Raw genomic sequence first — 25044 nt, forward strand, 5'->3', positions numbered from 1 at the left:
TCAGTCGGCGATGCTGCGCGGATCGCGCGGATCGTCGACAGGGATCCCGGTGTCAGGCGGCTGGTCCGGGCCGCCCGGCACGTCGTCCGGATCGCGGGGATCGCGCGGCACGGGTGGTACCGCGGGATCCTCGGGCCGATACGGATCGCTCGGCCGTCCCGGCTCGCTCGGCTTGCCGGGTTCGGACGGCTGGCCTGGCGGCGTCGGCGTGCCCGGTTGCGTGGGTTTGCCCGGCTCGCTGGGTTGCGGCGTGCCTTGGGCGATGACGGGAACGTGCATGATGTTCTCCCGCGCACGGCACGGCCGTGCGCTCACGTCTTCGACGTCGACGCCTGCAACGCCGCCGCAAGTGCGGCGTCGCCCGATACGAAGTCCGCCCAGCGCACTTCCACGCCGTTGCGACGGCCCTTCTCGACCAGTTTCAGGCCGGCGGGGTCGATGGTCAGCGTGTACACCTGGTCACCGATGGTGAGTTCGCGCCGCAGCGCCTTGTCGAGGGGAGTCATGGAGCATCCTGTTCATGGGGGAAACGATCGTCGTGGAGCCGGCCTTGCGCAGCGTCCGGCTCCACCGCCGGATCGTTGCGTTCGTCGCTGGTGCGCTTGCCGGTCGACTCGCCGGACACCACCGGTCCAGCGGGGCGGCGTTGCCGCTCCACGGCCGTCGGTGCGCGCGGCGGAACCTCGCGGGGAGTACGTTGCATGGGGGATGTCCTCGCATCTGGCATGCGACCAGCGTGTGCATCGGCACGTTGACGATCCGTGACGGCGCGGCCGCCGTTTTCAGCGCACGGTCACGCTCGGGCGCTTGCACGACTGGCGGCTGAACGCACTCACGCCATGCCTACGGTGTCTTTACGAACGCGACGCCAGCATCCCGACATGCTCTGCCAAGAACGCATCGATGCGCGTCTGTCCGACGCCGAAAACCTGATCCGCTCCGGCGCCGATATCGGCGATCCCCATGCCTTCCTTCGCAGCCTGTGGATGCAGGTCTACGAGCAGGCGCCCATGCATCTGCGCTCGGCGGTACTGCGCCGCCTGCATGCGCTCGGGCGCCGGATGGGCATCAATTACGAGCACGGCAGCGCCACGACGATCGCGTCGTCGTAGCGCGCATGCCTCATTGCGTCGCCTGCAGCTGCTCCAGTGCGGCCTGGATGTCGTGCCGGCGATAAGGCTTGGCCAGCACCGGCGTATCGGCGAAGCGCGCCGGCATGCCCTGCTGCCCGTAACCGGTGGTGAAGAGGAACGGGATGCCACGCTCGCGCAACGCATCGGCGACGGGGAAGGATTCGGTGCCCGCCAGGTTCACGTCCACCACCGCGAGGTCGATCTCGTTCGCCTCCAGGTCCGTCAGTGCCTGTTCCACCGACCCGGCGCTGCCGGCCACCGCGTAGCCCAGCGTCGGCAGCAGGTCCTCCAGCAGCATCACCAGCATGAATTCGTCTTCGACAATGAAGACACGGTTGGCGTCGGCTTCCGGCGTCATGCAGCGGCTCCTTCGGTGGCAAGCGGGGCGGTGATCCGGCAGGTCACGCCGGTGGGCAGGAAATCGAGCGATACATCGCCGCCCAGGTCATGGCGCAGGCCGCGTTCGATCAGGCGCGAGCCGAAGCCGCGCCGGGTGGGGGCGACCACGGGCGGTCCGCCGCGCTCCTCCCAGCGCAACACCAGGCACTCTCCGCCGTCGCGCGTTTCGCGCGTCCAGCGGATATCCACGTGCCCGCCTTCGGTGGACAGTGCGCCGAACTTCATCGCGTTGGTGAACAGCTCGTGCAGCGCCATGGTCAGCGCCAGCGCGCGTTGCGGTTCCAGTTCCACGGGGAAGCCCTGCAGCGTGAAACGGCCGGGATCGTCCGCGCAGGGCGCGATGGCCGTGCGCACGATCGCCTCCAGCGGCGCGTGCACCCACTGCTTGACGGTCAGCATGTCGTGCGCCTGGCTCAAGGCGTGCAGGCGGGCCTCGAAGCGGTCGTACCCGGGCGACGCGTCGCCGTTGGTGCCCAGCGTCTGCAGGGCGATCGACTGAACGATGGCCAGCGTGTTCTTGACCCGGTGGTTGAGTTCGGCGAGCAGCAGGCGCTGGTGTTCCTCGTGGCGCTTGCGCTCGCTGATGTCGGTGGCCGCGCCGAACCATTCGGTGACCTGGCCGCCGATCGGGCGGATGGGTACCGCGCGCGAGGATACCCACGACCAGTCGCCGCGGTCGTTGCGGATGCGGTGCTCGGCCGCATAGGGCGTCTGCGTAGCGCGCGCATGGGCGATGGCATGGCGGACCTGTTCGCGGTCGTCGGGGTGCACCAGCACCTCCAGCCAGTCGGGGGTCAGCGAGCCGTGCCGGCCCAGCAGCAGGCTGCCGCCGACGATGTCCACCTCGCTCCAGTCCTCGTTGGTGCGGTAGACCAGGTCTGTGGTGGCGTCGACCATCGCGGCCAGCCGCTCCTCGCTGCGACGGCGTGCATCCTCGTGCAGCTTGCGCTCGGTGACGTCGCGGGTGGTGCCGGCGACCGCTTCCACCTCGCCGTCCGGGCCGATCACCGGCATCAGCAGGTAGTCGTAGATGCGGCGCCCGTTGGTGCCATTGAACGGCACGTCGCCGCGCACGGGCTGACGGGTGGCGACGACCTGCTCGATCTCGCGGTCGTGCATGGCCGCATGCCACGGCTCGTAGCCGATCTCCAGGCAGTTCTTGCCGATGGCCTCGTCCCAGGTCATGCCCCACATCGCGAGCAGGGCGGCATTGGCATAGGTGAAGCGGTGTTGCAGATCCCACATGTAGACCAGGTCGGGCGTGACCTGCAGCAGCGTCTCGTACAAGCGGACGCGCTGTTCCAGGGGATCGCCCGGTCCGGCTGCCGTCATCGAGTTGTCCACGCGTATTCCTACCCAGCAGCGACGCATTCAGCTTATCGTCGGCGCGCGTGGCAATGCCGTGAAAACGCGCGCGCCGCACACCTGCGGTTAATGATCGATACCCGGTTGGCGCATGCGCGTTCGCGTAGGGCGGGCTCAAGCCCGCCATCGCACGGCGTCACTCCGCGCGGAAAACAAACGACGAAGGCAACCACCCACGCACGCCACACGATGCCAATGACGATCGGTTCGGCGAACGGAACCGCCGCGCAGCGACTAGACGACCGCGGCCGCCACGCGCGGCGGACGCTGCCCCGGCGGCAGGTCGGCGATGCGATAGCCCGCGCTCTGCACCGTATGCAGCAGCGGGGTATCGAACCCGCGGTCGATGGCCTTGCGCACGTTGTAGAGATGGCTGCGCAGGGCGTCCGAATCGGGCAGATCGTCGCCCCACAGTTCGCGCTCGATCTCGCGGCGGGATACGACGCGCGGCGACTCCCGCATCAGGATGGTCAGCAGCTTCGCCGACACCGGCGACAGCTCGAGTTCGCGGTCGCCGCGCCGCACGCGGTGGCAGGTGGGATCGAACGACAGATCGCCGACCTTGAGCACCTGCCTGGCCACTTCCTTGCGGTTGCGGCGGATCACCGCGCGCAGCCGCGCTTCCAGTTCCTGCGTGGCGAAGGGCTTGGTGAGGTAGTCGTCCACGCCGTCCTCCAGGCCCGCGAGCTTGTCGTCGAGCGTGTCGCGTCCGGTCGCCATGATGATCGGCGTGGAAATGCGCGCCTCGCGCCGCAGCGCCCGCACCACGTCCAGGCCATCCATGCGCGGCAGATGGCCGTCGAGGATGATGGCGTCGTAGCGGTTCTCCACGGCCAACCGGTAGCCCTCGGCGCCGTCGGCCGCGTAGTCGACCTCCATGCCGCGGCTTTCCAGGTAGAAGCCCACCGATTCGGCGAGGCTCCGGTTGTCTTCGATGATGAGGACGACAGCCGACATGGACATGGCAGTACCTGTTGGAGTTCAGTTTGGTGAAGTTGCCCGACCCGGTGTCGAGTCGGCGTGAAGGCCCGTCGCGATCACGCGATGCCGACGCGTGTTCGCAAAGATCGTCACCGGCGCCGATTCGGGCAGAAGTCGCGGAATTCGGCCAGGACAGCGCGATGGGCCGCCCGGCGCAGCCGGAGGAACTGTCGCCGGCCTTCGTCTTCCTCGCCTCGCCGGTGATGTCCTCGTACGTCAACGGCATCGTGCTGCCGGTGATGGGCGGCCCCACGGGCTGATCGCTTTCGGCGACGGCCTCAGCGCGGCCCGCGCTCCTCGCGCGAGCGGGCGCGATGATCGCTGAGCAGCGAACTGACGATGATGCCGCCGCCCAGCGCCACGCCCAGCAGGAACAGCACCAGCGCCACCACGGGATAGCCCCACAGCGTGTGCGAGGACGGCACGCGCATCATCATCGCCGAGGCCAGGATCAGCGCGGCGGTGATGACGCCGACCGAGATGCGGTTGGCGATCTTCTGCAGGTTCTCCATCAGTCGGGATTCCTCCAGGCCGGTGACCCGCATCTGGAAGCGGTTCTCGGCGACCAGCGAGAGGATGTCGGACAGCTTGCGCGGGCCGTCGCGCAGCAGCGCCTGCACTTCCATCATCTCGCTGGCCAGGTTGGGCGAGGACAGCGACTTGCGCAGGCGCGCACGCATCACGTGCTGCAGCTGGTCCTCGACCACGCGCTTGGTATCGAGATCGGGTGCCAGCAGGTGGCAGGCGGTGTCCAGGTTGAGCAGCGTCTTGCCGAGCAGGCTGAGTTCCGGCGGCGGACGCAGGCCGCACTGGGTGGCGATGCGCACCAGGTCCAGCACCACCCTGCCCTCCGACATCGACGCCTGGTGCGCGCCATAGCGCGCGATCAGCTGCCCCACCTCGCGCAGGAAGCGCGGCTCGTCGTAGTCCTCCAGCCGGATGCCCAAGGCGATGCACTCTTCCGCCACCTGCTCGCCGCGCCCGTCGACGGCGGCGAACAGCAGCTTGAGCAGGCGATCGCGCTGGCGCGGCGGCACGTTGGCGACCATGCCCAGGTCGAAGATCGCCAGGCGTCCGTCTTCCGTCACCCGCAGGTTGCCGGGATGCGGATCGGCATGGATCTCGCCATGCACGAACACCTGGTCCAGGTAGCCGCGCAGCAGGTCTTCCGCCAGCGGCGTCATGCCCTGTTCGGTACGGCGCAGGCCGGAAATCTGGTCTACGCGGCGGCCGTCGGCCAGTTCCATCGTCAGCACGCGCTTGGCGGTGTAGTCCCAGACGGGCGCCGGCACCCACAGCTGGCGGAACGGCGCCAGGTGTTCGCGGAAGCGTTCCAGGTTCTCCGCTTCCGCCACGTAGTCGAGTTCGGCGGTGAGCGAGCGCGAGAACTCGCCCAGCCATTCGGAGAAGCGCACATGACGTCCCACGTCGGTGAAGCGGTCGGCGGTGCTGGTGATGCCGCGCAGCAGGTCGAGATCGGCCATCAGCTGCTGCGCCACGCCGGGCCGCTGCACCTTCACCGCCACCTCGCGGCCGTCGCGCAGCGTCGCGCGATGGACCTGCGCCAGCGAGGCGCAGCCGAGCGGCGTCTCGTCGAAGCTGGCGTAGGCCTTGCTGATGCGCACGCCGAGCGCGTCCTCGACCTGCTCGCGGATCACGTCGAACGACACCGGTGTGACCTTCTCCTGCATGCGCTCGAGTGCCGTCGCATAGGGCGCAGGCACCAGGTCCGGCCGTGTCGACAGCATCTGCCCCAGCTTGACGAAGGTGGGACCCAGCGCTTCCAGCTCGTCGGCGAACTTGTCCGGACTGCCGTCGTCGGCGAGATCCTCGTCGAGCATCGCCGGTTCCAGCGACAGGCCGTTGAACACGCCGGATTTGCGGTAACGGAACAGGAAGCCCAGGATCGCGGCGCGACGCGTCAGGCGGTGTTCGCCGGGCGAGGTGGACGTGGACGGTGTGGACGGGGAAGCGGCATCGGTCATGACCCTGTTTTTCGCGCGCGTCCCGTGATCGGGGAGTGAACCGCGGCGCGCCTGTCTCACGCGATGATCACTGCGCGGGCGCTGGAATCGTCACTGTCCACGCTGGAGCCGACCCCATGAGCCGACCGATGACGCAGAAGCCCAACCCGCACAGTGACGGCGAGAAGGCCAATACGCCCGACAAGCATCGCAACTACAAGGCGCGCTGGAAGGACCACGACCAGCCCGACGCGCCGCGGACCGGTCGTCCCGATCCCGACCAGGACTATCAGGACGCGCGCGACAGCGTGCCGCGCTGACGCAGGCGCCGCGTCAGAGCGGCGGCACGACGGGCCGTTCGCGCACCACCGTGCCCGGCGCCGCCGCATACGTGTCGGCGACGATCTGCTGGCGCTGCGCGACCGTTGCCAGCAGCTCGTTGGTCCTGCGCTGCTCCTCGATCTGCCGCCGCAGCAGCCCCTTGATGCCGAAGACCGCGAACGGCACCAGGATCCAGAGGATCGAGAGCACCAGCCCGAGCGCGAGCAGGAAAAAGCCGAGGAAGGTGTAACCGGCGGTCAGGTGGTCCATGGGGATCTCCGTGTGGATGGAATCATGTAGACGGGCTCGACGCGCGCGACGCCATCACGCCAGCGTGCGGACCTTTTTCTCGCGGCTCCACTGGCGTGTCCGCGCCGCGGCGAGGAATGCCTCGGTCAGGTCGGCATCGACCACGCCCGCATCGCGGCCGGCGCCCGCGGCCTTGAGCAGCGCCTGCGCACCGGCATCGACACCGATCGCCTTCAGGTGGCCGAAGGCGTCGCGCACGAAGTCCACGGCGGCGGCTTCCTTCGCCAGGCGCTTGCCGGCCTCTGCATCGAGCACCAGCGCCACGGCGTCGAACAGCACCGACGGCGTGCCGGCCAGCTGGCCGTCGGCCGGCAACCGCGTGCCGTCGTCGAGTGTCGCGCCACCGAGGCGCGGCGCGACGATCTTCACGGTGGCGCCTTCGCGCTCGATCGCCTTGCGCAGCGCCTTGACCCGCTTCGCGTCGGAGCCGTCGTCGACCAGCAGGCCGACCGCGCGTCCTTCCAGCGTGTCGCGCATGCGGTCGATGATGCGCAGCGCCGGCGATGGCGGCATGTCCTTGGGCGGCACCGCGGCATCGGGCGCTTCCGGCAACTCGTCCATGCCCAGGCCCTGGGCCACGCGTTCGGCCAGCGCCTGCTCGATGTGGCGCAGGTGGCCGACGACCGCCTCGCGGACATGCGGCGTCTCCACCTTCGACAGTTCGAACACCAGCGCCGAGGCGAGATGCGCCTGCTCGTGCGCGCTCTGGCTGCGGAAGAACAGGCGCGCCTGGCTGTAGTGGTCGGCGAACGATTCGGGGCGCAGCCGCTGTTTGCCGCCCGGCTCCACCGGCGTGGCATGGCTGCGGAACCCCGCGGGCGTCTCGCGCGGCGCGTCGGCCTGCAGCGAACTCGGCTCGTAGTTGACGCGGCCTTTCGGCACCGCCATCTGCATGTGCCCGTCGCGCTGCAGGTTGGCGAACGGGCACTTGGGCGCGTTGACCGGAATCTGGTGGAAGTTCGGGCCGCCCAGGCGCGAGAGCTGCGTGTCGAGGTAGGAGAACAGCCGTCCCTGCAGCAGCGGGTCGTCGCTGAAATCGATGCCGGGCACGATGTTCGCGGGGCAGTACGCCACCTGCTCGGTCTCGGCGAAGAAGTTGTCCGGCCAGCGGTCCAGCACCATGCGACCGATGACGGTCAGCGGAATGGTTTCCTCGGGAATCAGCTTGGTCGGGTCGAGATGGTCGAACGGGAGTTCTGCCGCCTGTTCCTCGGTGAACAGCTGCACGGCGAGATCCCAGGCCGGATACGCGCCGGCCTGGATCGCCTCGAACAGGTCGCGGCGATGGAAGTCGTTGTCGGCCGCCTGCAGCTTCACCGCCTCGTCCCAGACCGTGGACTGGATGCCGAGCACGGGCCGCCAGTGGAACTTCACGAAGGTCGAGCGTCCCTGCGCATCCAGCAGCCGGAAGCTGTGCACGCCGAAGCCCTCGATGGTGCGCAGCGAGCGCGGGATCGTGCGGTCGCTCATCGCCCACATGATCATGTGCATGGTCTCGGGCGTCAGCGACACGAAATCCCAGAACGTGTCGTGGGCGCTGCCCGCCTGCGGAAAGCCGCGGTCGGGCTCCATCTTCACCGAGTGCACCACGTCCGGGAACTTCATCGCGTCCTGGATGAAGAACACCGGGATGTTGTTGCCCACCAGGTCCCAGTTGCCCTCGCCGGTGTAGAACTTGACCGCAAAGCCGCGCACGTCGCGTGGCGTGTCGACAGAGCCCGCACCGCCGGCGACGGTGGAGAAGCGGGTGAACACCGGCGTGCGCACGCCGACCTCGGTCAGCACCTTCGCGGTGGTGAATTTGGCCAGCGACTTCTTCAGTTCGAAATAGCCATGCGCCGCCGTGCCGCGCGCATGCACGATCCGCTCCGGAATGCGCTCGTGGTCGAAGTGGGTGATCTTCTCGCGGAGGATGAAGTCCTCCAGCAAGGTGGGGCCGCGCGGACCCGCGCGCAGCGAGTTCTGGTTGTCCGCGACCGGGATGCCCTGGTTGGTCGTCAGCGCGGGATGCTTGCCGCCCGCGCTGTCGTGGCGTTCGTCGCCCGCGCCTCGTGCGGCGGGTCGTGGCGTGCGGGCGGACTTGGCGGGCTTCTTCTGGCTGGCCATCGGAACTCCAGGGTGGACGTCGGCGAAGGGAGGCATGCGATCGACGCAGCGCGATGACGGCGCGTCGCTGCGATGCACGGCATGCACCGGATCTTCCATGCGACGCGTGACCGCGATGTGCACCGCGGGTCATGTTGGTGAACACCGTGTCGGCGGCCGTCGCGCCGGCATGAATGCGCGGCGCTCCGCATCACGTCCGCATCACCCGCTTCGCCCTGGAATGCCGACCGATGGCAGTGCATGACCGCGACATCGTCCAGCTTCGCCCCGAGGGCCTGTATTGCCCGGCGGGCGATTTCCATATCGACCCCTGGCGGCCGGTCGCGACGGCGGTCATCACCCATGGCCATGGCGACCATGCCCGCATCGGCATGGGGTGTTACCACGCCGTCCACGAGTGCATGCCGGTGCTGCGCTGGCGGCTGGGCGAGCAGACGTTCCATCCGCACGCCTACGGCGAGTCCTTCAAGCTGGGCTCGGCGCGTGTGTCGCTGCATTCGGCCGGCCATGTGCTGGGCTCGGCACAGGTGCGGATCGAGGTGGACGGCAGAGTCTGGGTCGCCTCCGGCGACTACAAGCGCCAAGCCGACCCCACCTGCGCGCCCTTCGAGGTGGTGCCCTGCGATGTCTTCATCACCGAAGCGACCTTCGCCCTGCCCGTCTACCGCTGGCCCGACACCGGCGCGGAAGTCGCACGCATCGTCGACTGGCGTCGCGCCTGCGCGGCACGCGGACGCACCGCCGTGCTGTACGCGTATGCGCTGGGCAAGGCGCAGCGGATCCTGGCCGAGCTCGCGCGCTTCGACGAACCGCCGGTCTTCCTGCATGGCGCGGTCGATACCGGCGTGCAGGTGTACCGCCAGGCCGGCATCGACCTGATCGCGACCGAGCCCGTCGGCGAGCAGCCCAAGGGCAAGGATTACGCCGGCCGGTTGGTCATCGCGCCGCCGTCGGCGGCCGGCTCGACGTGGATACGCCGCTTCCGCGATGCCGAGCACGGCTTCGCCTCCGGCTGGATGCGCCTGCGCGGCAACCGGCGGCGGCGCAACTACGACCGCGGCTTCGTGCTGTCCGACCACGCCGACTGGCCGGCGCTGCTGGACACCATCGAACAGACCGGTGCGCGGCGGGTGATCGCCACCCATGGCAGCACCGATGCACTGATCCGCTACCTGCGCGAGCGCGGCCACGACGCGCACGCGTTCTCCACCGATTTCGGCGGCGAGGAATGAAAGCCTTCGCCGCGCTCTACCAGACGCTGGAGCACAGCACCGGCACGCTGGACAAGCGCGCCGCCATCGCCGCGTACGTGCGGACCACGCCACGCGCCGATGCCGCGTGGGGCCTGTGGCTGCTGGCCGGCAACAAGCTGCGCCGCATCGCCGCCAGCGGCGAACTGCGGAGCTGGTGCGGCGAGGTGGCAGGCTTGCCTGCCTGGCTGGTCGACGACAGCTATTCGCACGTGGGCGATCTTGCCGAGACGCTGGCGTGGCTGCTTCCACCGACCCCGTCGCCCGCGGCCGACGTGCCGCTGCATGCCTGGATCGAACAGCGGCTGCTGCCGGTGGCGGGCGCCGACGCGGACACGCGACGGCGCATGGTGGTCGACGCCTGGATGCAGCTGCCCGAGGGCGAACGCCTGGTGTTCACCAAGCTGCTGACCGGCGCGCTGCGCATCGGCGTGTCGCTGCGGCTGGTGCAGCAGGCGCTGGCCGATCTCTCCGGGGTTCCCATCGCCCTGCTCGCGCAGCGCATGCTCGGCGACTGGCCGCCGACACCGGCGTTCCTCGACGCGCTGCTGTCCACCGAGGCGCAGGACAGCGACCGCGAACAGCCCTACCCGTTCTTCCTGGCCTCGCCGCTGGACGGCACCGTCGAGCAGCTGGGCGACATCGGCGACTGGCTGCTGGAGTGGAAGTGGGACGGCATCCGCCTGCAGATCATCCGCCGCCGCGGCGAGGTCGCGCTGTGGTCGCGCGGCGAAGAGCGGCTGGATGGCCGCTTCCCCGAGATCGAAGCCGCCGCCGGCGCCTTGCCGCGCGATGCGGTGATCGATGGCGAACTGCTCGCATGGCAGCAGGGCGACGCGCCGCTGCCCTTCTCCGCGTTGCAGACGCGCATCCAGCGCAAGCGTCCCGGCACCAAGCATCTGGCGGCGGCCCCCGCGCGCGTGCTCGCCTACGACCTGCTCGAGCTGGACGGCGACGACCTGCGCGAGTGGCCGCTGCACGCGCGCCGGCAGCGCCTGCGCGAGCTGCTCGAGGCCACCGGCGATCCGCGGCTGGTGCTGTCGCCGGACGCGGGCGCCGCGAGCTGGGACGACGCCGCCGCGATGCGCGAGACCTCGCGTGGCCGTGGCGTGGAAGGCCTGATGGTGAAGCGGCGCGACTCGCCGTACCGCAGCGGACGCCGGCGCGGCGACTGGTGGAAGTGGAAGATCGATCCGCTCACCCTCGATGCGGTGCTGCTGTACGCGCAGGCCGGCCACGGACGGCGCAGCACGCTGTACACGGACTACACGTTCGGCGTGTGGGACGAGGCCGGCGAGCTGGTGCCGGTCGCCAAGGCGTACTCCGGCCTGGACGACACCGAGATCCTCGCGCTCGACCAGTGGATCCGCACCCACACGCGCGAGCGCTTCGGCCCGGTGCGTTCGGTGGTGGCCGAACAGGTGTTCGAGCTGGGCTTCGAAGGCGTCAACGTCAGCAGCCGCCACAAGTCCGGCATCGCGGTGCGCTTTCCGCGCATCCTGCGCTGGCGGCGCGACAAGCCGGCCGCGGAGGCGGACCGGCTGGCGACGCTGAAGGCGCTGGCGCGGTGACGCCGCTCGCGCGCCTGCGGGACTGGTTCGCCGCGCGTGGCTGGACGCCCTTGCCGTTCCAGCGGCAGGCGTGGCGGCACTACCTGGCCGGCGAATCGGGCCTTATCCACACGCCCACCGGCAGCGGCAAGACCTTGGCGGCCTTCGGCGGTCCGTTGCTGGAGGCGCTGGCGGAGCCGCCTGTCCCGACGGGCCGGAAGCGCAATCCACCGCGACCGCTGCGCGTGCTGTGGATCACGCCCCTGCGCGCGCTGGCATCGGACACCACGCGCGCGCTGACGGACACCGCGCACGCGCTCGGCCTGCCGTGGGCGGTGGCGCAACGCACCGGCGACGCCAGTGCGCGCGACAAGCGGCTGGCGCGCAGCGGCAAGCTGGACGTGCTGGTCACCACGCCCGAGTCGCTGTCGCTGCTGCTGAGTTATCCCGACACCGCGCCGATGTTCGCCGCGCTGCGCTGCATCGTGGTCGACGAATGGCACGAGCTGATGGGCAGCAAGCGCGGTGTGCAGACGCAGCTCGCACTGGCGCGCCTGCGGCAGTGGTCGCCGCAGGTGCGCACCTGGGGGCTGTCGGCGACGCTGGGCAACCTGGACGATGCCTGCCGCGCGCTGCTGCCCCCGGGCGTGCCGCCGCAGGTGCTGTCGGCCGCACGGCCGCGGCCGATGACCCTGGAGACCCTGCTGCCGCGGGACATCGTCCGCTTCCCGTGGAGCGGCCATCTCGGCCTGAGCCAGCTGGCCGGCGTGATGGCGCGCGTGATGGCCGTGCGCACGACGCTGCTGTTCACCAACACGCGCGCGCATGCCGAGCTGTGGCACCAGGCGCTGGCCGCCGTGTGGCCGGAGGATGCCGGCACGCTGGCGCTGCACCACGGGTCGCTGAACCCCGCCGTACGGCAGCTGGCGGAAGCGGGCTTGCGCGAGGCGACCCTGCGCTGCGTGGTCGCGACCTCCAGCCTCGACCTGGGCGTGGACTTCCCGTCCGTGGACCAGGTGATCCAGATCGGCAGTCCCAAGGGCGTGGCGCGCCTGCTGCAGCGTGCCGGGCGCGCGCGCCACCGGCCGGGCGAAACCGGCCACGTGCTCTGTGTGCCGACGCACGCGCTGGAACTGGCGGAGTACGCCGCCACCCGCACCGCCATGGCCGACGGCGTGGTGGAAGTGCGCCACCCGCCGCGCCTGCCGCTGGACGTGCTGGCGCAGCACTGCGTCACCGTCGCGCTGGGCGGCGGCTTCGTGGCGGAGGCGCTGTTCGACGAGGTCCGCACGACCGGGGCGTTCGCCGCGCTCGACGCCGCGACCTGGCAGCGGGTGCTCGATTTCGTCGTGCGTGGCGGCGACGCGCTCGAGCACTATCCGGAGTACCGCCGCGTGGTGCGCGACGACGATGGCGTGTACCGCGTGCACGACCGCACCGTCGCCCTGCGCCACCGCCTGGCCATCGGCACCATCGCCAGCGACGGCAACGTCTCGGTCAAGTTCCTGCGCGGCGGTGGGCTGGGTGCGGTGGAGGAAGCGTTCGTGGGCCGGCTGCGGCCCGGCGACCGGTTCCGCTTCGCCGGCCGCCTGCTGGAACTGGTGCGGCTGCAGGACATGACCGCCTACGTGCGCCTGGTGAAACAGGGCGACGGCGTGGTGCCGCGCTGGATGGGCGGGCGCATGCCGCTGTCCACGCGCCTGGCCGGGCAGGTCTGCGCCACGCTGGCCAACGACCGCACATCGCCGGAGATGCGCGCGCTGCAGCCGTTGCTGGAGGTGCAGGCACGGCTGAGCCGGATGCCGTCGCCCGACCTGCTGCTGGTGGAAACGGTGCGCCGGCGCGACGGGCAGCACTTATTCGTCTTCCCGTTCGCCGGCCGGCGCACGCACGAGGGCCTCGCCGCGCTGCTGGCGTGGCGGCTGGGCCGTCGCGCGCCCAACACGTTCGCCATGTCGGCCAACGACCTGGGCTTCATGCTGTCGCCGCAACGGCCGCTGGCGCTGGACGCCGATACGCTGCGCGACCTGCTGACGCCGGACGGCCTGCTCGACGACCTCACGCAGGGCGCCAACCTGGGCGAACTGGCGCGCCGGCAGTTCCGCGGCATCGCGCGCGTGGCCGGCCTGCTGCCGCCCTCCCTGCCCGGCCGCGCGCCGCGCAGCCTGCGCCAGTTGCAGGCGTCGAGCGGCCTGCTGTTCGACGTGCTGGCCCAGCACGATCCCGGCCACCTGCTGCTGGCGCTGGCGCGGCGCGAAGCGCTGGAAGACGACCTGCAGGTGGCCGGCATCGACGAGGCCCTGCGGCGGCTGCAGACGCAGGCGATCGTGGTGGAACAGCCCGAGAGCCTCACGCCGTTGGCGTTCCCGCTGTGGGCGGACGGCATGCGCGGCCACCTGAGCACGGAGGACTGGCAGGTGCGCGTGCGCCGGGCGGCGGAGCAGCTGGAGCGCCGGCATGGCCGCTAGCCTGGTGCGCGAACTGGCAGGCGAGCCGATGCAACTGCTCGCGGACCGGGCGCTGTTCTGGCCCGCAGAGGCGGTGCTGTTCATCGCCGACCTGCACCTGGGCAAGGGCGAGGCCTTGCGGCGTGGCGGCATTGCCGTGCCCCGCGGCGGCACGCGCGAGGACCTGGCGCGGCTGCATGCGCTGCTCGACGCGACGGGCGCACGCGAGCTGTGCGTGCTCGGCGACTTCCTGCACGGCGCCGCCGACGGTGGCGCGTGGCAGCAGGAATGGCAGGCCTGGCGCGCGGCGCATGCGGCGTTGCCCATTTCCGTGGTGGCGGGCAACCACGACCGCCGGCTGCACCGGCAGGCCGAGGCGTGGCACCTCGCGCTGCTGGACGAGAACACCCCGCGCAGCCCGTTCCGGCTCTGCCATCTGCCGAGGATCGATGCGGGGCATGTGATCGCCGGCCACCTCCATCCGCGCGTGCGCTATCCCGGCCTGCCCGGCCGATGGCCCGCCTTCCTGATGCGTCCGGGCCTGACCGTGCTGCCCGCGTTCTCCCGCTTCACCGGCGGCACGGATCCCGTCGCCGCGCCCGGCGACACCTACGTCGTCTGCCTGGACGGCCAGCTGGCCGAACGGTACGCGGGTCGCGCCGCGGGTAATGCGCTTCGGCCCGGTTACGGGCGCGGACGATGATCACGCGGGTGGGTAACGCACGGCGCGGCGGCGGACGTTGGGGCGCGGCTGTGGCCGGGCGACGGCCAACAAAAAGGCCCCGCGATGCGGGGCCTTCGTCGTTCGGAACAGGGAGTCTCAGACCTTCGGGGGCTGCGTTCCGTCGGTCGGGCGGCGGCGTCCATTGCGTTCGAATCGCTCGCCCAGCTGACGACGGGCTTCATCCAATCCCTTGTCCTTGGCGGAGCCCTTCACCAGGCCGTAGACCTCCAATGCGGCCGACATCAGGTCGCTGCCGAGCGCGAGTTCGCTGTCGGCGATGCGCTGGCTCAGCTGACTGATCCGCAGGGAGATCGGACGCAGGACCTCCAGTGCGTCATGGTCCTGGCGGAACGCGGCGATGTCGAAGTCGCGCGGCATGATGCCGGAGTGCTGTTCGGCAACGTTGAGGGCGGTGGTGCAGAACGCTTGCGACTTGGCACCCATGCGGAAGATGTCGCGCCGCTCCTCCTTGCTGAGGGAGATCAGGGCTTCGAAATCCAGTTCCAGGGCAGTCAACGACCCGACGATGCGTTCCAGGGTGTCGGGCGCGAAACTCATGCTGATGCGGTTCTTGCTCATGGTGCTCTCTCGATTCCTTTCTGTGATACCGGCCGGGTCCGGCCGGCATCCGCAGCCTAGCGCGGCACACACGCGTTTCGACGCGTCGAACGCTAATGTCTGTTTAGTCACACTAATGAATGTGAGAGAGGCAGACAGCGTGGATCGCGCGGGTTCAAGCCTCATTCGAGAGGCTTTGCGCGAACTGCAAGCGGGGCGAAGTCTCTCTCGAGCGGCTTCATGCGAACTGCGAGAGGCGGAGAAGCCTCTTGCGAGAGACTTTTCTCGAACTGCGAGAGGGTGCGAAGCCTCTCGAAAGAGACTTCTTGTGTGAGGCAAGCGGCTCAACGCCGCTATCGAGCGGCTCGAAGTGTCTCGCGAGAGGCAAGGAAGTCTCTCGAACGACGCTTCATGCGAACCGCAGCAAGGAAAAAGTCGCTCGGGAGAGGCTTGAAGTGTCTAGGGCGAGGGTAAGCGCCGACGGCGAGAGCCGCTGCGCCGACTGTGAGAGGGAAGAAGCCGCTCCGTCCGCTGGCGATACTCGCCCTTCCGCCCTGCCCGCCTGGGCTGAGGCACGCGTCCGCGCCGGTTGGCGGTGTCAGCCGCCCACGCGTACCGACGCGATGATCCGGTCGAAGTCGGCTTCGTCGGGGAAGGCGGGGTCGTCGCTGGTGGACAGGAAGAGGGTCAGGGCGAAGCGCGGCGTGAACACCAGGTAGGTCTGGCATCTCACGCCGATCTCGACCACGACGTCCTCGGCCTCCGCGCGCGCGATGTGGGTGGTCTGCAGGAAGTTGGCGCGGTGCCCGCCGACCACGGCTTCATGCGTAGCCCGCTCGACTACGAAGTTCTCCGGCTCGTCGCGCAGCAGCTCCACCTGGAATGCCGACAGCGCCTTGGCCTCCGCGTCGCCGGGTATCCGAGAGGGGCGTGCCGTCACCTGCAGCCTGGGACGCTCCTGCCCTTCGATGTGGTGATCCGCCGTGGCGCAGCAGAACGGCTTGTTCGCGAGCTGGACCCAGTCGTCCGGTCCAGCATCGCGCTTGGCCTGCTCGATCGGCGACCACGCGGCCGCCATGAAATGCCAGTGGTCGGGAATGTCGATGGAGAACTGGAAGTGGGGGTCGTGGAAGCTGGGCATGGTCGTCCTTGAGGGGCTGGAGAAAGTGGGGCGTTCTGCCCCGTTCCGACCCTTTCGGCATCAACGACGTAGAGCGGACTCAAGTGCGCCGTGCTACCCCCTTGGCGGCTTGAGTCAATGGACTACAGCGCGGGATACCTGACCGCCAACGCTTGCGCGATCAGCTTGCGGTGCTCGGGCGCCAGACGTTCCTGGCCCCTCGCGAGGAAATCCGCCCCCTTGCCCATCGGAGTGAACACAACCACTTCGGCCGCCTTGCCGACGTCGGTGCGTTCGATGAACCAGCCTGGCAAAGCGAGCGCGGGCACGACGGGGATATCCATCCCCAGCGACTCGTGCAGCTTTCGCTTCAACCATTGCGCTTGCCGCGCAGCCTGCACCACCGCATCCGTGTTGACGAAGTCGGCAAAGCGCAGCGCCTTGCCGTCGTAGCTGACGCGGTGGACCTCTCTCTCGCCCTGCCCCTTCGGGCGCCGGAACGATTTGGTCTCCACGGCATACACAGCTCGCGGGCCGATGACGATGTGGTCGATATTGAAGTTTTCGGCGGGCATGTCGTGCATCACGACACATCCTTCTGCCACCAGCCGATTCAACTGCATGCCGGTCACTCGCTCAGCGAGCAAGCCATCCTTGGCGTTCTGCGCGTGCTTGAAGTGCTTGACGAAGCCATAAGCGCCCCACGCGAACATCACGATGGCGCCGAGCGCGTAGATCCACGTCGTGCCATCCGGACGCAGGCGCTCGGGAGGCACGCGCAACAGCGCCCAAGCCATCAGCATGCTGGGGGCGGAGAAATACATCAGCAAACCGGAGGTCAGCATGCCGTCACCGGCTTCGCCGTGCCGTTTGACGAGTTGTTGACCAGGCACATGCCCGACCTGTCGCCCATGCAGGGGCGACCGACGTTGGATGCGCTCTTTCCAGATCAACACGCCGAACACGGTGGCCGCGCTGCATGCCAGCGAGACGGTAAAGGCGGCGATCATGATGAGGTTCGCTTTCACTGGAGTTTCCTTCCTTGGCTAGGGAACGGGATCAAGAGAAATCTAGTCTCACCCCGTCCTTTCAGGACAGCGCCTACTACTTGAGAGGCGTATAGGCTTCTTGGTGCCCCACTAGTAGGTATCGCAAGCAAAACTCGCAACATCTTTGATCAGATCCCCGAATGAGGGCCACCGTCCTGTTGAGACGCTCGAATCTTCTCGAACAGATCAAATGCCAGATGCTCGCTAGCGGCGAGCCGGAATGCCCGATCCGTCATCACGCGCGAGAAAATCTCCTCGTTACCCTCCATCCGCTCGATGAAGAGCTCGTCCAGCATTCGTTCGAGATACGACGTGAAATCACCCAGGTTGTTCGCCTTGGCTGCCTCTCTGACCTGATCGCTCGCTTCGGCCGAAACTCTGATCTGATCGAAGAACAACTGATCGGCTTCGGTGAAGTCGGTCCCGAAACGCACATTGAGCTTTTCCACCAGACTAGACAGTGGCACCTCTTCATCCGCCACGCGCGAAGTTCCCACATCGGTTGGACCTTTCAGTGGATACGATTCGCCTTTGCTCAGGTCAATGGAACCGTCGGTAAGCTGCTGCATCCGGTAGTAGCGCAGGCTTACCTCATCATCCAATACAAACGCGTTGCCTTCATCCTGCAACGGCAGCTTGGTCACCAGATTGCGAACGAAGGTGTAGAGCTTCTCCAGATCGGTGTCCTGATATGGGACGATCTGCGACAGGAAGGCATAGAGATTACGGTAGGCCGTCAGGAGCCCTCGAAACTCATCCCGCTTCTCCTCGGGCTGAGCCTTGAAACGCTGCACCACGCCATCCAGCACGGCATTCATCTGCTTGTGGTCGCTGCCCGAATGCTCGCGTTTGGGCCGGTACCAAGCCTGCGCGAAGGCGTCTACGTCCGCCGGCGTAAAGATCGCGGGCGCCAGCAGCTTGTGCTGCAGTTCGGACAGCTTCCCCGGACCCGCGTTATCGCTGATCGGCGTGCTTTCGTAGTAGGGCTTGAAAGCTTTGTGAATGTCTTCTTCCTTGTTGGCAAAGTCCAGTACAAACGTCCGCTTCTTGCCCGGCGCCATGCGATTGAGGCGCGACAACGTCTGCACCGCCTGCACACCCGCGAGCTTCTTGACCACGTACATGGTCTGCAACAGCGGCTGGTCGAAGCCTGTCTGGTACTTCTCCGCCACCAACAGCACGCGGTAGTCGTCACGCTCAAACATTTCCGGCAGTTCGCTTTCCGCCAAACCGTCATTCATCGACACTTCGGTGTAGGACGCTCCGGGGTCCTCCGGATCCTCTACGGAGCCGGAGAACGCCACCAGCGAACGGATACCCTCGTAGCCGTTGTCCTTGATGTACTGATCAAAGGCCAGCTTGTATTTGACCGCCGCCAATCGCGAACCCGTGACCACCATCGCCTTGGCGCGCCCGCCCAGCTCATGCATCACATGCACGCGGAAGTGCTCGACGATAACCGACACGACCTGCCCGATGTTGACCGGATGCAGTTCCATGTAACGGGTCAGCGCCTTCGCCGCCTGCTTTCGCGACACTTCCGGGTCGTCCTCAACCTGTTTGATCAGGCCGAAGAAGCGCTTGTAGGTGGTGTAGTTGGCCAGCACGTCCATGATGAAGCCCTCTTCGATGGCTTGGCGCATGCTGTATTCGTGGAACGGCGATTCTCCCGATGGCCCCGGCGTATCGAACAACACCTTGGTCTTGAACTTGGGTGTGGCGGTGAAGGCGAAGAAGCTGAGATTGGGTTGCCGCGCACGCTTTTGGGCCTCGCGCAGGATGGCCGCACGAGTGGACTCGTCCAGATCGTCATCTTCTTCGTCGGACAGCTGGGCGGCTACCGCGGCCTCGATGCCATCCCGGTTAAGCATGCCGCGCAGCGCCATGGCGGTCTCACCGCTCTGCGAGGAATGCGCTTCGTCCACGATCACGGCAAAGCGCTTGCCGGCAGTATCGATCCTGACCTCCTCGCCATCGGCCTCGAGCCTCGCCAGCGCGCGGGCGATGAACGGAAACTTCTGGATCGTACTGATGATGATGGGCGTGCCAGCCGACAGCGCGCGGGCGAGCTGGCGGGTGTCCTCGTCGATCTTTTCCACCACGCCCGTTTTGTGCTCGAACTGGTAGATGGTGTTCTGCAACTGCTGGTCAAGTACGCGGCGATCAGTGACCACCACCACCGAATGGAAGACCTTCTCTTCCTGGGCGTCGTGCAGGCTGGCCAGCCGATGCGCGAGCCAGGCGATGGAGTTTGACTTGCCGGACCCGGCCGAATGCTGCACCAGATAGTTGTGTCCCGCTCCCTTCTCGCGCGCGTGTCCTACCAGTCGCCGCACGGCTTCCAACTGGTGATAACGCGGGAAGATCATGGCCTCCTTGCGGACGCTGCGCACCCCCTTGTCGGTCTTGATCTGACGCTCCTTGACCTCCAGGTGCATGAAGCGCTGGAGGATGTCGAGCAGGCTATCTGCCGTCAGCACTTCGTCCCACAGGTAGTGGGTCTTCCAGTTGCCTTGCACCGGAGGATTGCCCGCGCCGTGCTGGTCGCCACGATTGAAGGGCAGGAACACGGTTTCCCTGCCCTTGAGTCGTGTGCTCATCCAGGCTTCGTCCGGGTCCACCGCAAAATGCACCAGTGCGCGCTGCTTGAACGCGAACAGCAGGTCGCGCTCGTCGCGGTCATGCTGGTACTGATGGATGGCATCACGGGCGCGCTGGCCGGTCAGGGGGTTCTTCAGTTCCACCGTCACCACCGGCAGACCGTTGACCGCCAGCGTCACGTCGATGATGCAGCGCCGGGGCTTGCCGTCCGGTCGCTTGAGCACGGACGTGAAAGCCACCTGCCGGGTGATGGTCAGGCGGTTGTGCGCGTACTTGGCGGCCGCTTCGGGGTTCATGCCGGAGTTGGGGCGGAAGTAGGCCAGGCGCAGGGTTTTGCCGTAGCACTTGAAACCGTGGCGCAGCACATGCAGCGCGCCCTTGATCTCCAGTTCCTTGGCCAGAGCGTCCAGCACGATGGCTTCGGTGCGAGCCCCGAGGAGCGCCTCCAACTGTTGCCAGCGCGCAGGCTGGCTGTCCTTGAGAAAGTCGATCACATCCGCCGGGAACAGCGCCAGCGCCTCGTCATACTCGGACGGCACACGTTTCTGGTAGCCGCCGCTGGCTAGTAAGCCGATTTCGATGGCAGTTTCGAAGGCGTGTTCAGAGTGGCCGGACATGCGCGGAATCCTTATCCGTTGAGTTCGGGGAGCTTACCGGTGACGGCGGCGGAGACTAGGGAAGATCTGTATTCGATTTGCTGGTCTAGCGATCTTTCGACCATAGCCTCAGCCTCCCTAAATCTTTCCAATCCAGCCTTGATCTCGTTCGCGATGGCGATTTGCTCATCAACCGGCGGCAGCAAACACGGCAGATCCACGATCTTGCTGGCCTTCAGTCCGATTGCAGTTGAGCCAGTTGACCGACTGTGTATCTGCGCCTGAAACGGTGAACACATCATCCAATATGCCAAGTAATCATTGTGCAGATCTCGCGTGGAGGACGAGAACTTGATGACTCGTTGAGCAAGCGCAATATCCGTCCTATCGACCTGAGCGATTTCGCCCAATGGCGCTTCGGTAGTGAAGAGAACATCGCCAATCGCCGGCAATCCGCGACGCATTGCGTGCTCGTAGATGTCCTCGGAGACGAACTCCTGCGAAGCCTCGTAGTCGATACGCCCACCCTTAATGTTCTTGGCGGTTACAAGAAAAACACCAATAGTCGCTTTTTCTGGCGTCGCGCCCCGATAGTCCACGCGCCAGGTGCACTTCGTAAGCCCTCGCACATTCCAATGCGCAGGTATCTCGCCAAGCCATTCGACACCGGATGGCTTCATCTGAACACCAGGATTCAGACCGCTGGTAACAGCATGGGTGATCATGGTCTGACGCTTTTCCGCCAGCCGATCCAGTAGCACCCTTTTCTTCTCGATCAGGGCATCAATGCGCGCGGTCTTTTCGTCAAGGAATCGGACTACGCGCTGCTGGACGGTCAGCCCCGGGATTCGGACGCGCATATCCAGGTAGCTACCCAGGTCAAGATTCTGGATTCCTGTGCTCTGCTTGATATGCGGGTAGGTGCCCCGCCCCACATAGATCGCCAGCATCAGATAGTTGAGAAAAGCAGGATCGACTTCTTCGGCAGGGCGACAGCGGGCAAGAAAGTTGGACGTCACGCTGGGCCGATCATCATCGAACAACGCCGTTCGACCCACCAATTGCTTCTCGCCGCCGCCAGACTTCTCCATCACCAGGTCGCCGGGCTGCAGCGAAATTTTGTCAAACGCAGTCTTGTCAACGGACCGCAGCGTACGCTCACCCGCGTTCAAACGGCCAGACTGCCCATCGAAGTCCGCCGCCCGGATACAGACAACATCGTTTTCACCGTCGGGCTCGCTACCCCACGCACCATTCCTGCAGCTTTCGAAGGCCCACTTAAGGCGCGTCCCCGGCATGCCTGGATTGAAGATCACGACTCGCCTCCAGAGAGCGGCTTACTCGATCTCTTCTTGGTTTTATTTGCGCTGCCAGCCTTCAACGTCTCCGCTGCGCTCCGCAGGTCAGCCAGGTATCTGGCTTCTGCGACCTGCTCTGCCTCCATCCTCCGCCTTTCGGAGAAAGCGTCGTACTGACGCTCGGCCCAATCCTTCGCCTGCGACTGGCTGACCTTGCCTGCGTTCGCCAATACGGGAAGTTCTGTGTCGCGCAGGAACTTGTCCAGAAAACCATCCCAGTCCGCCAGCCGGATGTCCTGCCGCCGCATCGCCCGGAACTCTGCCTGATCCAGGAACATCACCGTGATGCGATTGAGGGTGTCGACCTCCCGCGCATCCAGATAGTTCTTCGCGGTGCATACGTCCTGCTTCAACACCCGCCCACCCTTCCAGGTGCTCAGCCCCATATTGGGCTGCGCCGCGTCCGCGCGCTGGCGCACGATTTCTGCCGCCGTCAGACCGGTGGCCGCGTAGTGCATCTTGTTCTGCATGATTGCAAAGAACCGCTGCGTGTCCTCCTCGCCCTCGCGGTAGTCCACCGCCATGGCGAAGATCTCCCGGATGCGCTGGTATACCCGGGACTCGCTGGCGCGGATCTCGCGGATGCGCGCCAGCAGCTCGTCGAAGTGATCCACCGGACCCGCATGGCCCTTCAGCCGCTCGTCGTCCAGCACGAAGCCCTTGACCAGGTATTCCGACAAGCGCGCCGTGGCCCACTGGCGAAACTCGGTGCCGCGCGCCGACCGAACCCGGTAGCCCACGGCCAGGATGGCGTCCAGGCTGTAGTGCTTGGGTCGGCGTGAGACGGTGCGAGCACCCTCCTGACGAACTTGTAAGTAATCCTTACAGGTTGCCGACTCATCCAATTCTCCCTCGGCGTAGAGGGCCTTCAGGTGCTGGGTGATGTTCTGCGGCGTGGTCTGGTACAACGCCGCGATCTGGGCTTGGGTCAGCCAGACCGTCTCGCCCGCCAACAGCACGCGGATACGGCCCTCTCCAGCGGGATAGATCAGCAGTTCACCTTCCGCGGTGATGGTTACATCCTTGCTCATGCCAGCAATCCTTTCAGCAGACCGGCGATCTCGCCCTCCAGCTTACGGATATCGGATTCGATCTCCGGCAGCGGACGCGGCGGTTTGTACACATAGAAATGGCGGTTGACGGGAATCTCGTAGCCGACCTTGGTCTTGCCGTAGTCCACCCAGGCATCGTCCACATGCGGCAGTACTTCGCGCGCCATGTAGTCTTCGATCGTGTCGCGAAATGCCTCCACCAGCGCGTCGTTGGGCTTGTCTGGGCCGAAGGCCATCGGCAAAGGCAGTGCCGTGCCCTTTGGCAACGGGATGTTCTCCGTGTCGCGCAGTTCGCTGTCGGCTTCCGGTAGACCCTTGCTGCGACAGATCTCGGCTTTGGAGTCACGCTCGCCCAGCGCGCTGAAGATGGCCTTGCGAATAGGGGTCGGCACACTGATGTTTGCCTTCTTCGCTGCCTTGGCAAGGTCAGCCTCGAATACAGCGCGATCCATGTAACGCCCTTTTCGACCGAGCGCGGCAAGCAGGTCTCGAATGGCCTGCTGCATAGCCTCCCCTTCTGCGATCTCCCGCTTCGCGGCCTTCTCATCCTTGCGCTTCTTCGACGTCGTGAGACCGGCGAATGCGGACTGCTCATCGAGCCGCGCGATACGCTCCGGGCTGGCTTCAAAATTCATGCGCAACGGGCGCTCCACCGTCACCTTGAGAAAGCCGAAGTCGCGGTTCTCGAAGATGCGGGACACCACGCGGGTCTCCTTCTCGCCGGTCTTGTGGTCGACGATCACCTCAGCGGTCTCCCCGTCGCGGTAGCTACCGTACAGTCGGGTAAGCGCTTCGATCTGCTCATCCGCGATCTCGTTGCGCTTGTTGTTGAGGCTCTTCTTCATCTTGCGGGAGAAGCGGGTCCCGTCGATCAGCTGCACCTTGCCACGTCGCTCAACGGGCTTGCGATTGCTCACCAGCCACACGTAAGTGTAGATGCCGGTGTTGTAGAACAACTGATCCGGCAGGGCGACGATGGCGTCCAGCCAATCGTTCTCGATGATCCAACGACGGATGTTGGACGGGCCGGAACCTGCATCACCAGAGAACAGCGGCGAACCGTTGAAGACGATGGCGATCTTGGACCCCGGCTTGTCTTCGCTATCTTCAGCGTATGGATGCATCTTGTGGATCATGTGCTGCAGAAACAGCAACGAGCCGTCATTGATGGCCGGCAGGCCGGCACCGAAGCGCCCCCCGAAGCCATGGGTGCCATGCTCCCTCTCGACGACCGCCTTCTGATCCTTCCACTCCACACCGAACGGAGGGTTGGCCATCATGTAGTGGAACCGCTCGCCCTCGAATCCGTCCCTGGTCTTGCCATCACCCAAGGTATCACCGAGCACGATGCTGCTGGTGTCCTCGTCCTTGATCAGCATGTCCGAACAACAGATGGCCCAGGATTCGTCGTTGTATTCCTGTCCGTACAACGCCAGATTCGCCTGCGCATTCTGGGCGAGAATGAACTTCTCCGATTCCGACAGCATGCCGCCGGTGCCACAGGTGGGGTCATAGATGGTCCGGTAGATGCCCGACTTGTAAACGTCTTTCTCTCCGGTGTAGATCAGATTCGCCATCAAACGAATGACCTCGCGCGGCGTGAAATGGTCGCCAGCCTCTTCGTTCGCCTGCTCGTTGAACCGCATGATCAAGTGCTCGAACAGGTACCCCATCTGCAAGTTGTCGATGCGATCGGGGTGCAGGTCGACCTCCGCCATCGCCTTGACGATGGTGAAGAGTCGATTGCTGGCATCCAATTTCTCGATCTGATCGGTGAACTTGAACCGCTCAAAGATGCGACGCGCATCCGGAGAGAAGCCGTTGATGTAGTTGATCAGGTTTGGCGCGATGTTCTCCGCATCACCCAGTAGCTTGGCGAATGTGTACTGACTGACGTTGTACAAGGGATACTGCCGGTCGGGATCCGCCGCCTTTCCCAACAGCCTGTGCAAGGCTTTCTCGGGAGTGTCTTTCGCCAGAAGCTTTTCATGCTGCTTCAACACCTTGTCCTTGGTGGGCTCAAGCACGCAGTCAAGCCTACGCAACACGACCATCGGCAGCATGACGAGACGGTACTGAGGCGGACGATAAGGGCCGCGCAGGCGATTGGCGATTTCCCAAATGGTGCTTTTTAGCTCTTCGTGGTTCTTGATATTCATTC

At 66.3% G+C, this 25044-nt stretch carries 22 protein-coding genes and 2 pseudogenes; 7 read left to right on the forward strand and 17 right to left on the reverse strand.

The features are described 5' to 3' along the window. The 3 genes from ACGHX3_RS13095 to ACGHX3_RS13105 are packed head-to-tail and all read right to left on the reverse strand — an operon-like array spanning position 1 to position 703. Complete coding sequence (locus ACGHX3_RS13095; protein ID WP_162336252.1) at positions 1–279, reverse strand: hypothetical protein; 279 nt, start codon at positions 277–279, stop codon at positions 1–3. A 32-nt stretch (positions 280–311) separates the two neighbouring features. Next, positions 312–506, reverse strand: a complete 195-nt coding sequence (locus ACGHX3_RS13100) for a hypothetical protein (protein ID WP_313928472.1) — start codon at positions 504–506, stop codon at positions 312–314. Continuing rightward, positions 503–703, reverse strand: coding sequence for a hypothetical protein (locus ACGHX3_RS13105; protein ID WP_394695225.1), 201 nt, complete (start codon positions 701–703; stop codon positions 503–505). Before ACGHX3_RS13105 ends, ACGHX3_RS13100 begins: the two co-directional genes overlap by 4 nt. A 178-nt stretch (positions 704–881) precedes the next feature. Between ACGHX3_RS13105 and ACGHX3_RS13110 the strand changes: the two genes are divergently transcribed. Next, on the forward strand, positions 882–1112 hold the full coding sequence (locus tag ACGHX3_RS13110) for a hypothetical protein (RefSeq protein ID WP_162336250.1): 231 nt from the start codon (positions 882–884) through the stop codon (positions 1110–1112). A gap of 10 nt (positions 1113–1122) precedes the next feature. Here ACGHX3_RS13110 and ACGHX3_RS13115 read toward each other — a convergent pair whose 3' ends face one another. The 4 genes and pseudogenes from ACGHX3_RS13115 to ACGHX3_RS13130 all read right to left on the reverse strand — a co-directional run bounded on the left by ACGHX3_RS13115 (position 1123) and on the right by ACGHX3_RS13130 (position 3860). Then, positions 1123–1491 carry a response regulator gene (locus ACGHX3_RS13115; protein WP_162336249.1) on the reverse strand — a complete coding sequence of 123 codons (369 nt, stop codon included), beginning with the start codon at positions 1489–1491 and terminating at the stop codon, positions 1123–1125. Continuing rightward, positions 1488–2429, reverse strand: coding sequence for a sensor histidine kinase (locus tag ACGHX3_RS13120; RefSeq protein ID WP_238391144.1), 942 nt, complete (start codon positions 2427–2429; stop codon positions 1488–1490). The genes ACGHX3_RS13115 and ACGHX3_RS13120 overlap by 4 nt, the downstream gene beginning before the upstream one ends. A 54-nt stretch (positions 2430–2483) precedes the next feature. Further along, a pseudogene (locus tag ACGHX3_RS13125) lies at positions 2484–2864 on the reverse strand (PAS domain-containing protein); the annotation flags it as partial. Between the two features lie 267 nt (positions 2865–3131). Next, entirely contained in the window at positions 3132–3860 is a 729-nt protein-coding gene (locus tag ACGHX3_RS13130; RefSeq protein ID WP_213602730.1) for a response regulator transcription factor, read from the reverse strand. Positions 3861–3967: 107 nt separating this feature from the next. Here ACGHX3_RS13130 and ACGHX3_RS13135 point away from each other — a divergent pair. Then, a pseudogene (locus ACGHX3_RS13135) lies at positions 3968–4138 on the forward strand (short-chain dehydrogenase); the annotation flags it as partial. An 18-nt stretch (positions 4139–4156) separates the two neighbouring features. Here the strand turns inward: ACGHX3_RS13135 and ACGHX3_RS13140 are convergent. Continuing rightward, complete coding sequence (locus tag ACGHX3_RS13140) at positions 4157–5863, reverse strand: ABC1 kinase family protein (RefSeq protein WP_394695226.1); 1707 nt, start codon at positions 5861–5863, stop codon at positions 4157–4159. 116 nt (positions 5864–5979) lie between these two features. On the opposite strand from ACGHX3_RS13140, the gene ACGHX3_RS13145 reads away from it, so the two are divergent. Next, positions 5980–6162, forward strand: coding sequence for a hypothetical protein (locus ACGHX3_RS13145; RefSeq protein ID WP_394695227.1), 183 nt, complete (start codon positions 5980–5982; stop codon positions 6160–6162). 13 nt (positions 6163–6175) lie between these two features. On the opposite strand, the gene ACGHX3_RS13150 is transcribed toward ACGHX3_RS13145, so the two are convergent. Together ACGHX3_RS13150 and ACGHX3_RS13155 are read right to left on the reverse strand one after the other, a co-directional pair. Then, positions 6176–6433, reverse strand: coding sequence for a hypothetical protein (locus tag ACGHX3_RS13150; RefSeq protein ID WP_394695228.1), 258 nt, complete (start codon positions 6431–6433; stop codon positions 6176–6178). Between the two features lie 54 nt (positions 6434–6487). Beyond that, positions 6488–8578, reverse strand: a complete 2091-nt coding sequence (locus ACGHX3_RS13155; RefSeq protein ID WP_394695229.1) for a catalase — start codon at positions 8576–8578, stop codon at positions 6488–6490. 230 nt (positions 8579–8808) lie between these two features. Between ACGHX3_RS13155 and ACGHX3_RS13160 the strand changes: the two genes are divergently transcribed. Genes ACGHX3_RS13160 through pdeM form a run of 4 tightly spaced genes read left to right on the forward strand, consistent with a single transcriptional unit; the run spans position 8809 to position 14528 of the window. Next, complete coding sequence (locus ACGHX3_RS13160) at positions 8809–9810, forward strand: ligase-associated DNA damage response exonuclease (RefSeq protein ID WP_394695230.1); 1002 nt, start codon at positions 8809–8811, stop codon at positions 9808–9810. Further along, entirely contained in the window at positions 9807–11399 is a 1593-nt protein-coding gene (locus ACGHX3_RS13165; protein ID WP_394695231.1) for an ATP-dependent DNA ligase, read from the forward strand. Before ACGHX3_RS13160 ends, ACGHX3_RS13165 begins: the two co-directional genes overlap by 4 nt. Continuing rightward, positions 11396–13846 carry a ligase-associated DNA damage response DEXH box helicase gene (locus ACGHX3_RS13170; RefSeq protein WP_394695232.1) on the forward strand — a complete coding sequence of 817 codons (2451 nt, stop codon included), beginning with the start codon at positions 11396–11398 and terminating at the stop codon, positions 13844–13846. The genes ACGHX3_RS13165 and ACGHX3_RS13170 overlap by 4 nt, the downstream gene beginning before the upstream one ends. Then, complete coding sequence (gene pdeM / locus ACGHX3_RS13175; RefSeq protein ID WP_394695233.1) at positions 13836–14528, forward strand: ligase-associated DNA damage response endonuclease PdeM; 693 nt, start codon at positions 13836–13838, stop codon at positions 14526–14528. The genes ACGHX3_RS13170 and pdeM overlap by 11 nt, the downstream gene beginning before the upstream one ends. Before the next feature lie 117 nt (positions 14529–14645). On the opposite strand, the gene ACGHX3_RS13180 is transcribed toward pdeM, so the two are convergent. The 7 genes from ACGHX3_RS13180 to ACGHX3_RS13210 all read right to left on the reverse strand — a co-directional run bounded on the left by ACGHX3_RS13180 (position 14646) and on the right by ACGHX3_RS13210 (position 25042). Beyond that, positions 14646–15128, reverse strand: a complete 483-nt coding sequence (locus ACGHX3_RS13180) for a hypothetical protein (RefSeq protein WP_394695234.1) — start codon at positions 15126–15128, stop codon at positions 14646–14648. A gap of 577 nt (positions 15129–15705) precedes the next feature. Continuing rightward, a complete protein-coding gene (locus tag ACGHX3_RS13185) occupies positions 15706–16248 on the reverse strand; it encodes a hypothetical protein (RefSeq protein ID WP_394695235.1) in 543 nt (180 codons plus the stop codon). 122 nt (positions 16249–16370) lie between these two features. Then, positions 16371–17255 carry a nuclease-related domain-containing protein gene (locus ACGHX3_RS13190; RefSeq protein WP_394695236.1) on the reverse strand — a complete coding sequence of 295 codons (885 nt, stop codon included), beginning with the start codon at positions 17253–17255 and terminating at the stop codon, positions 16371–16373. Positions 17256–17404: 149 nt separating this feature from the next. Further along, entirely contained in the window at positions 17405–20116 is a 2712-nt protein-coding gene (locus ACGHX3_RS13195; RefSeq protein WP_394697293.1) for a type I restriction endonuclease subunit R, read from the reverse strand. A gap of 389 nt (positions 20117–20505) precedes the next feature. Further along, positions 20506–21789 carry a hypothetical protein gene (locus ACGHX3_RS13200; protein WP_394695237.1) on the reverse strand — a complete coding sequence of 428 codons (1284 nt, stop codon included), beginning with the start codon at positions 21787–21789 and terminating at the stop codon, positions 20506–20508. Beyond that, a complete protein-coding gene (locus ACGHX3_RS13205) occupies positions 21786–22862 on the reverse strand; it encodes a virulence RhuM family protein (protein ID WP_394695238.1) in 1077 nt (358 codons plus the stop codon). The genes ACGHX3_RS13200 and ACGHX3_RS13205 overlap by 4 nt, the downstream gene beginning before the upstream one ends. Continuing rightward, positions 22859–25042, reverse strand: a complete 2184-nt coding sequence (locus tag ACGHX3_RS13210) for an N-6 DNA methylase (protein WP_394695239.1) — start codon at positions 25040–25042, stop codon at positions 22859–22861. The genes ACGHX3_RS13205 and ACGHX3_RS13210 overlap by 4 nt, the downstream gene beginning before the upstream one ends. Positions 25043–25044: the final 2 nt, after the last annotated feature.

It is taken from the genome of Pseudoxanthomonas japonensis (assembly GCF_043632995.1).
Classification (GTDB): Bacteria; Pseudomonadota; Gammaproteobacteria; order Xanthomonadales; family Xanthomonadaceae; genus Pseudoxanthomonas_A; species Pseudoxanthomonas_A japonensis.

What these genes read in the sequence shown, in the direction of transcription:
- ACGHX3_RS13095 (WP_162336252.1), bottom strand. Translation starts at nt 279, where the DNA reads ATGCACGTTCCCGTCATCGCCCAAGGCACGCCGCAACCCAGCGAGCCG.
- ACGHX3_RS13100 (WP_313928472.1), bottom strand. Translation starts at nt 506, where the DNA reads ATGACTCCCCTCGACAAGGCGCTGCGGCGCGAACTCACCATCGGTGAC.
- ACGHX3_RS13105 (WP_394695225.1), bottom strand. Translation starts at nt 703, where the DNA reads ATGCAACGTACTCCCCGCGAGGTTCCGCCGCGCGCACCGACGGCCGTG.
- ACGHX3_RS13110 (WP_162336250.1), top strand. Translation starts at nt 882, where the DNA reads ATGCTCTGCCAAGAACGCATCGATGCGCGTCTGTCCGACGCCGAAAAC.
- ACGHX3_RS13115 (WP_162336249.1), bottom strand. Translation starts at nt 1,491, where the DNA reads ATGACGCCGGAAGCCGACGCCAACCGTGTCTTCATTGTCGAAGACGAA.
- ACGHX3_RS13120 (WP_238391144.1), bottom strand. Translation starts at nt 2,429, where the DNA reads ATGGTCGACGCCACCACAGACCTGGTCTACCGCACCAACGAGGACTGG.
- ACGHX3_RS13130 (WP_213602730.1), bottom strand. Translation starts at nt 3,860, where the DNA reads ATGTCCATGTCGGCTGTCGTCCTCATCATCGAAGACAACCGGAGCCTC.
- ACGHX3_RS13140 (WP_394695226.1), bottom strand. Translation starts at nt 5,863, where the DNA reads ATGACCGATGCCGCTTCCCCGTCCACACCGTCCACGTCCACCTCGCCC.
- ACGHX3_RS13145 (WP_394695227.1), top strand. Translation starts at nt 5,980, where the DNA reads ATGAGCCGACCGATGACGCAGAAGCCCAACCCGCACAGTGACGGCGAG.
- ACGHX3_RS13150 (WP_394695228.1), bottom strand. Translation starts at nt 6,433, where the DNA reads ATGGACCACCTGACCGCCGGTTACACCTTCCTCGGCTTTTTCCTGCTC.
- ACGHX3_RS13155 (WP_394695229.1), bottom strand. Translation starts at nt 8,578, where the DNA reads ATGGCCAGCCAGAAGAAGCCCGCCAAGTCCGCCCGCACGCCACGACCC.
- ACGHX3_RS13160 (WP_394695230.1), top strand. Translation starts at nt 8,809, where the DNA reads ATGGCAGTGCATGACCGCGACATCGTCCAGCTTCGCCCCGAGGGCCTG.
- ACGHX3_RS13165 (WP_394695231.1), top strand. Translation starts at nt 9,807, where the DNA reads ATGAAAGCCTTCGCCGCGCTCTACCAGACGCTGGAGCACAGCACCGGC.
- pdeM (WP_394695233.1), top strand. Translation starts at nt 13,836, where the DNA reads ATGGCCGCTAGCCTGGTGCGCGAACTGGCAGGCGAGCCGATGCAACTG.
- ACGHX3_RS13180 (WP_394695234.1), bottom strand. Translation starts at nt 15,128, where the DNA reads ATGAGCAAGAACCGCATCAGCATGAGTTTCGCGCCCGACACCCTGGAA.
- ACGHX3_RS13185 (WP_394695235.1), bottom strand. Translation starts at nt 16,248, where the DNA reads ATGCCCAGCTTCCACGACCCCCACTTCCAGTTCTCCATCGACATTCCC.
- ACGHX3_RS13205 (WP_394695238.1), bottom strand. Translation starts at nt 22,862, where the DNA reads ATGAGCAAGGATGTAACCATCACCGCGGAAGGTGAACTGCTGATCTAT.
- ACGHX3_RS13210 (WP_394695239.1), bottom strand. Translation starts at nt 25,042, where the DNA reads ATGAATATCAAGAACCACGAAGAGCTAAAAAGCACCATTTGGGAAATC.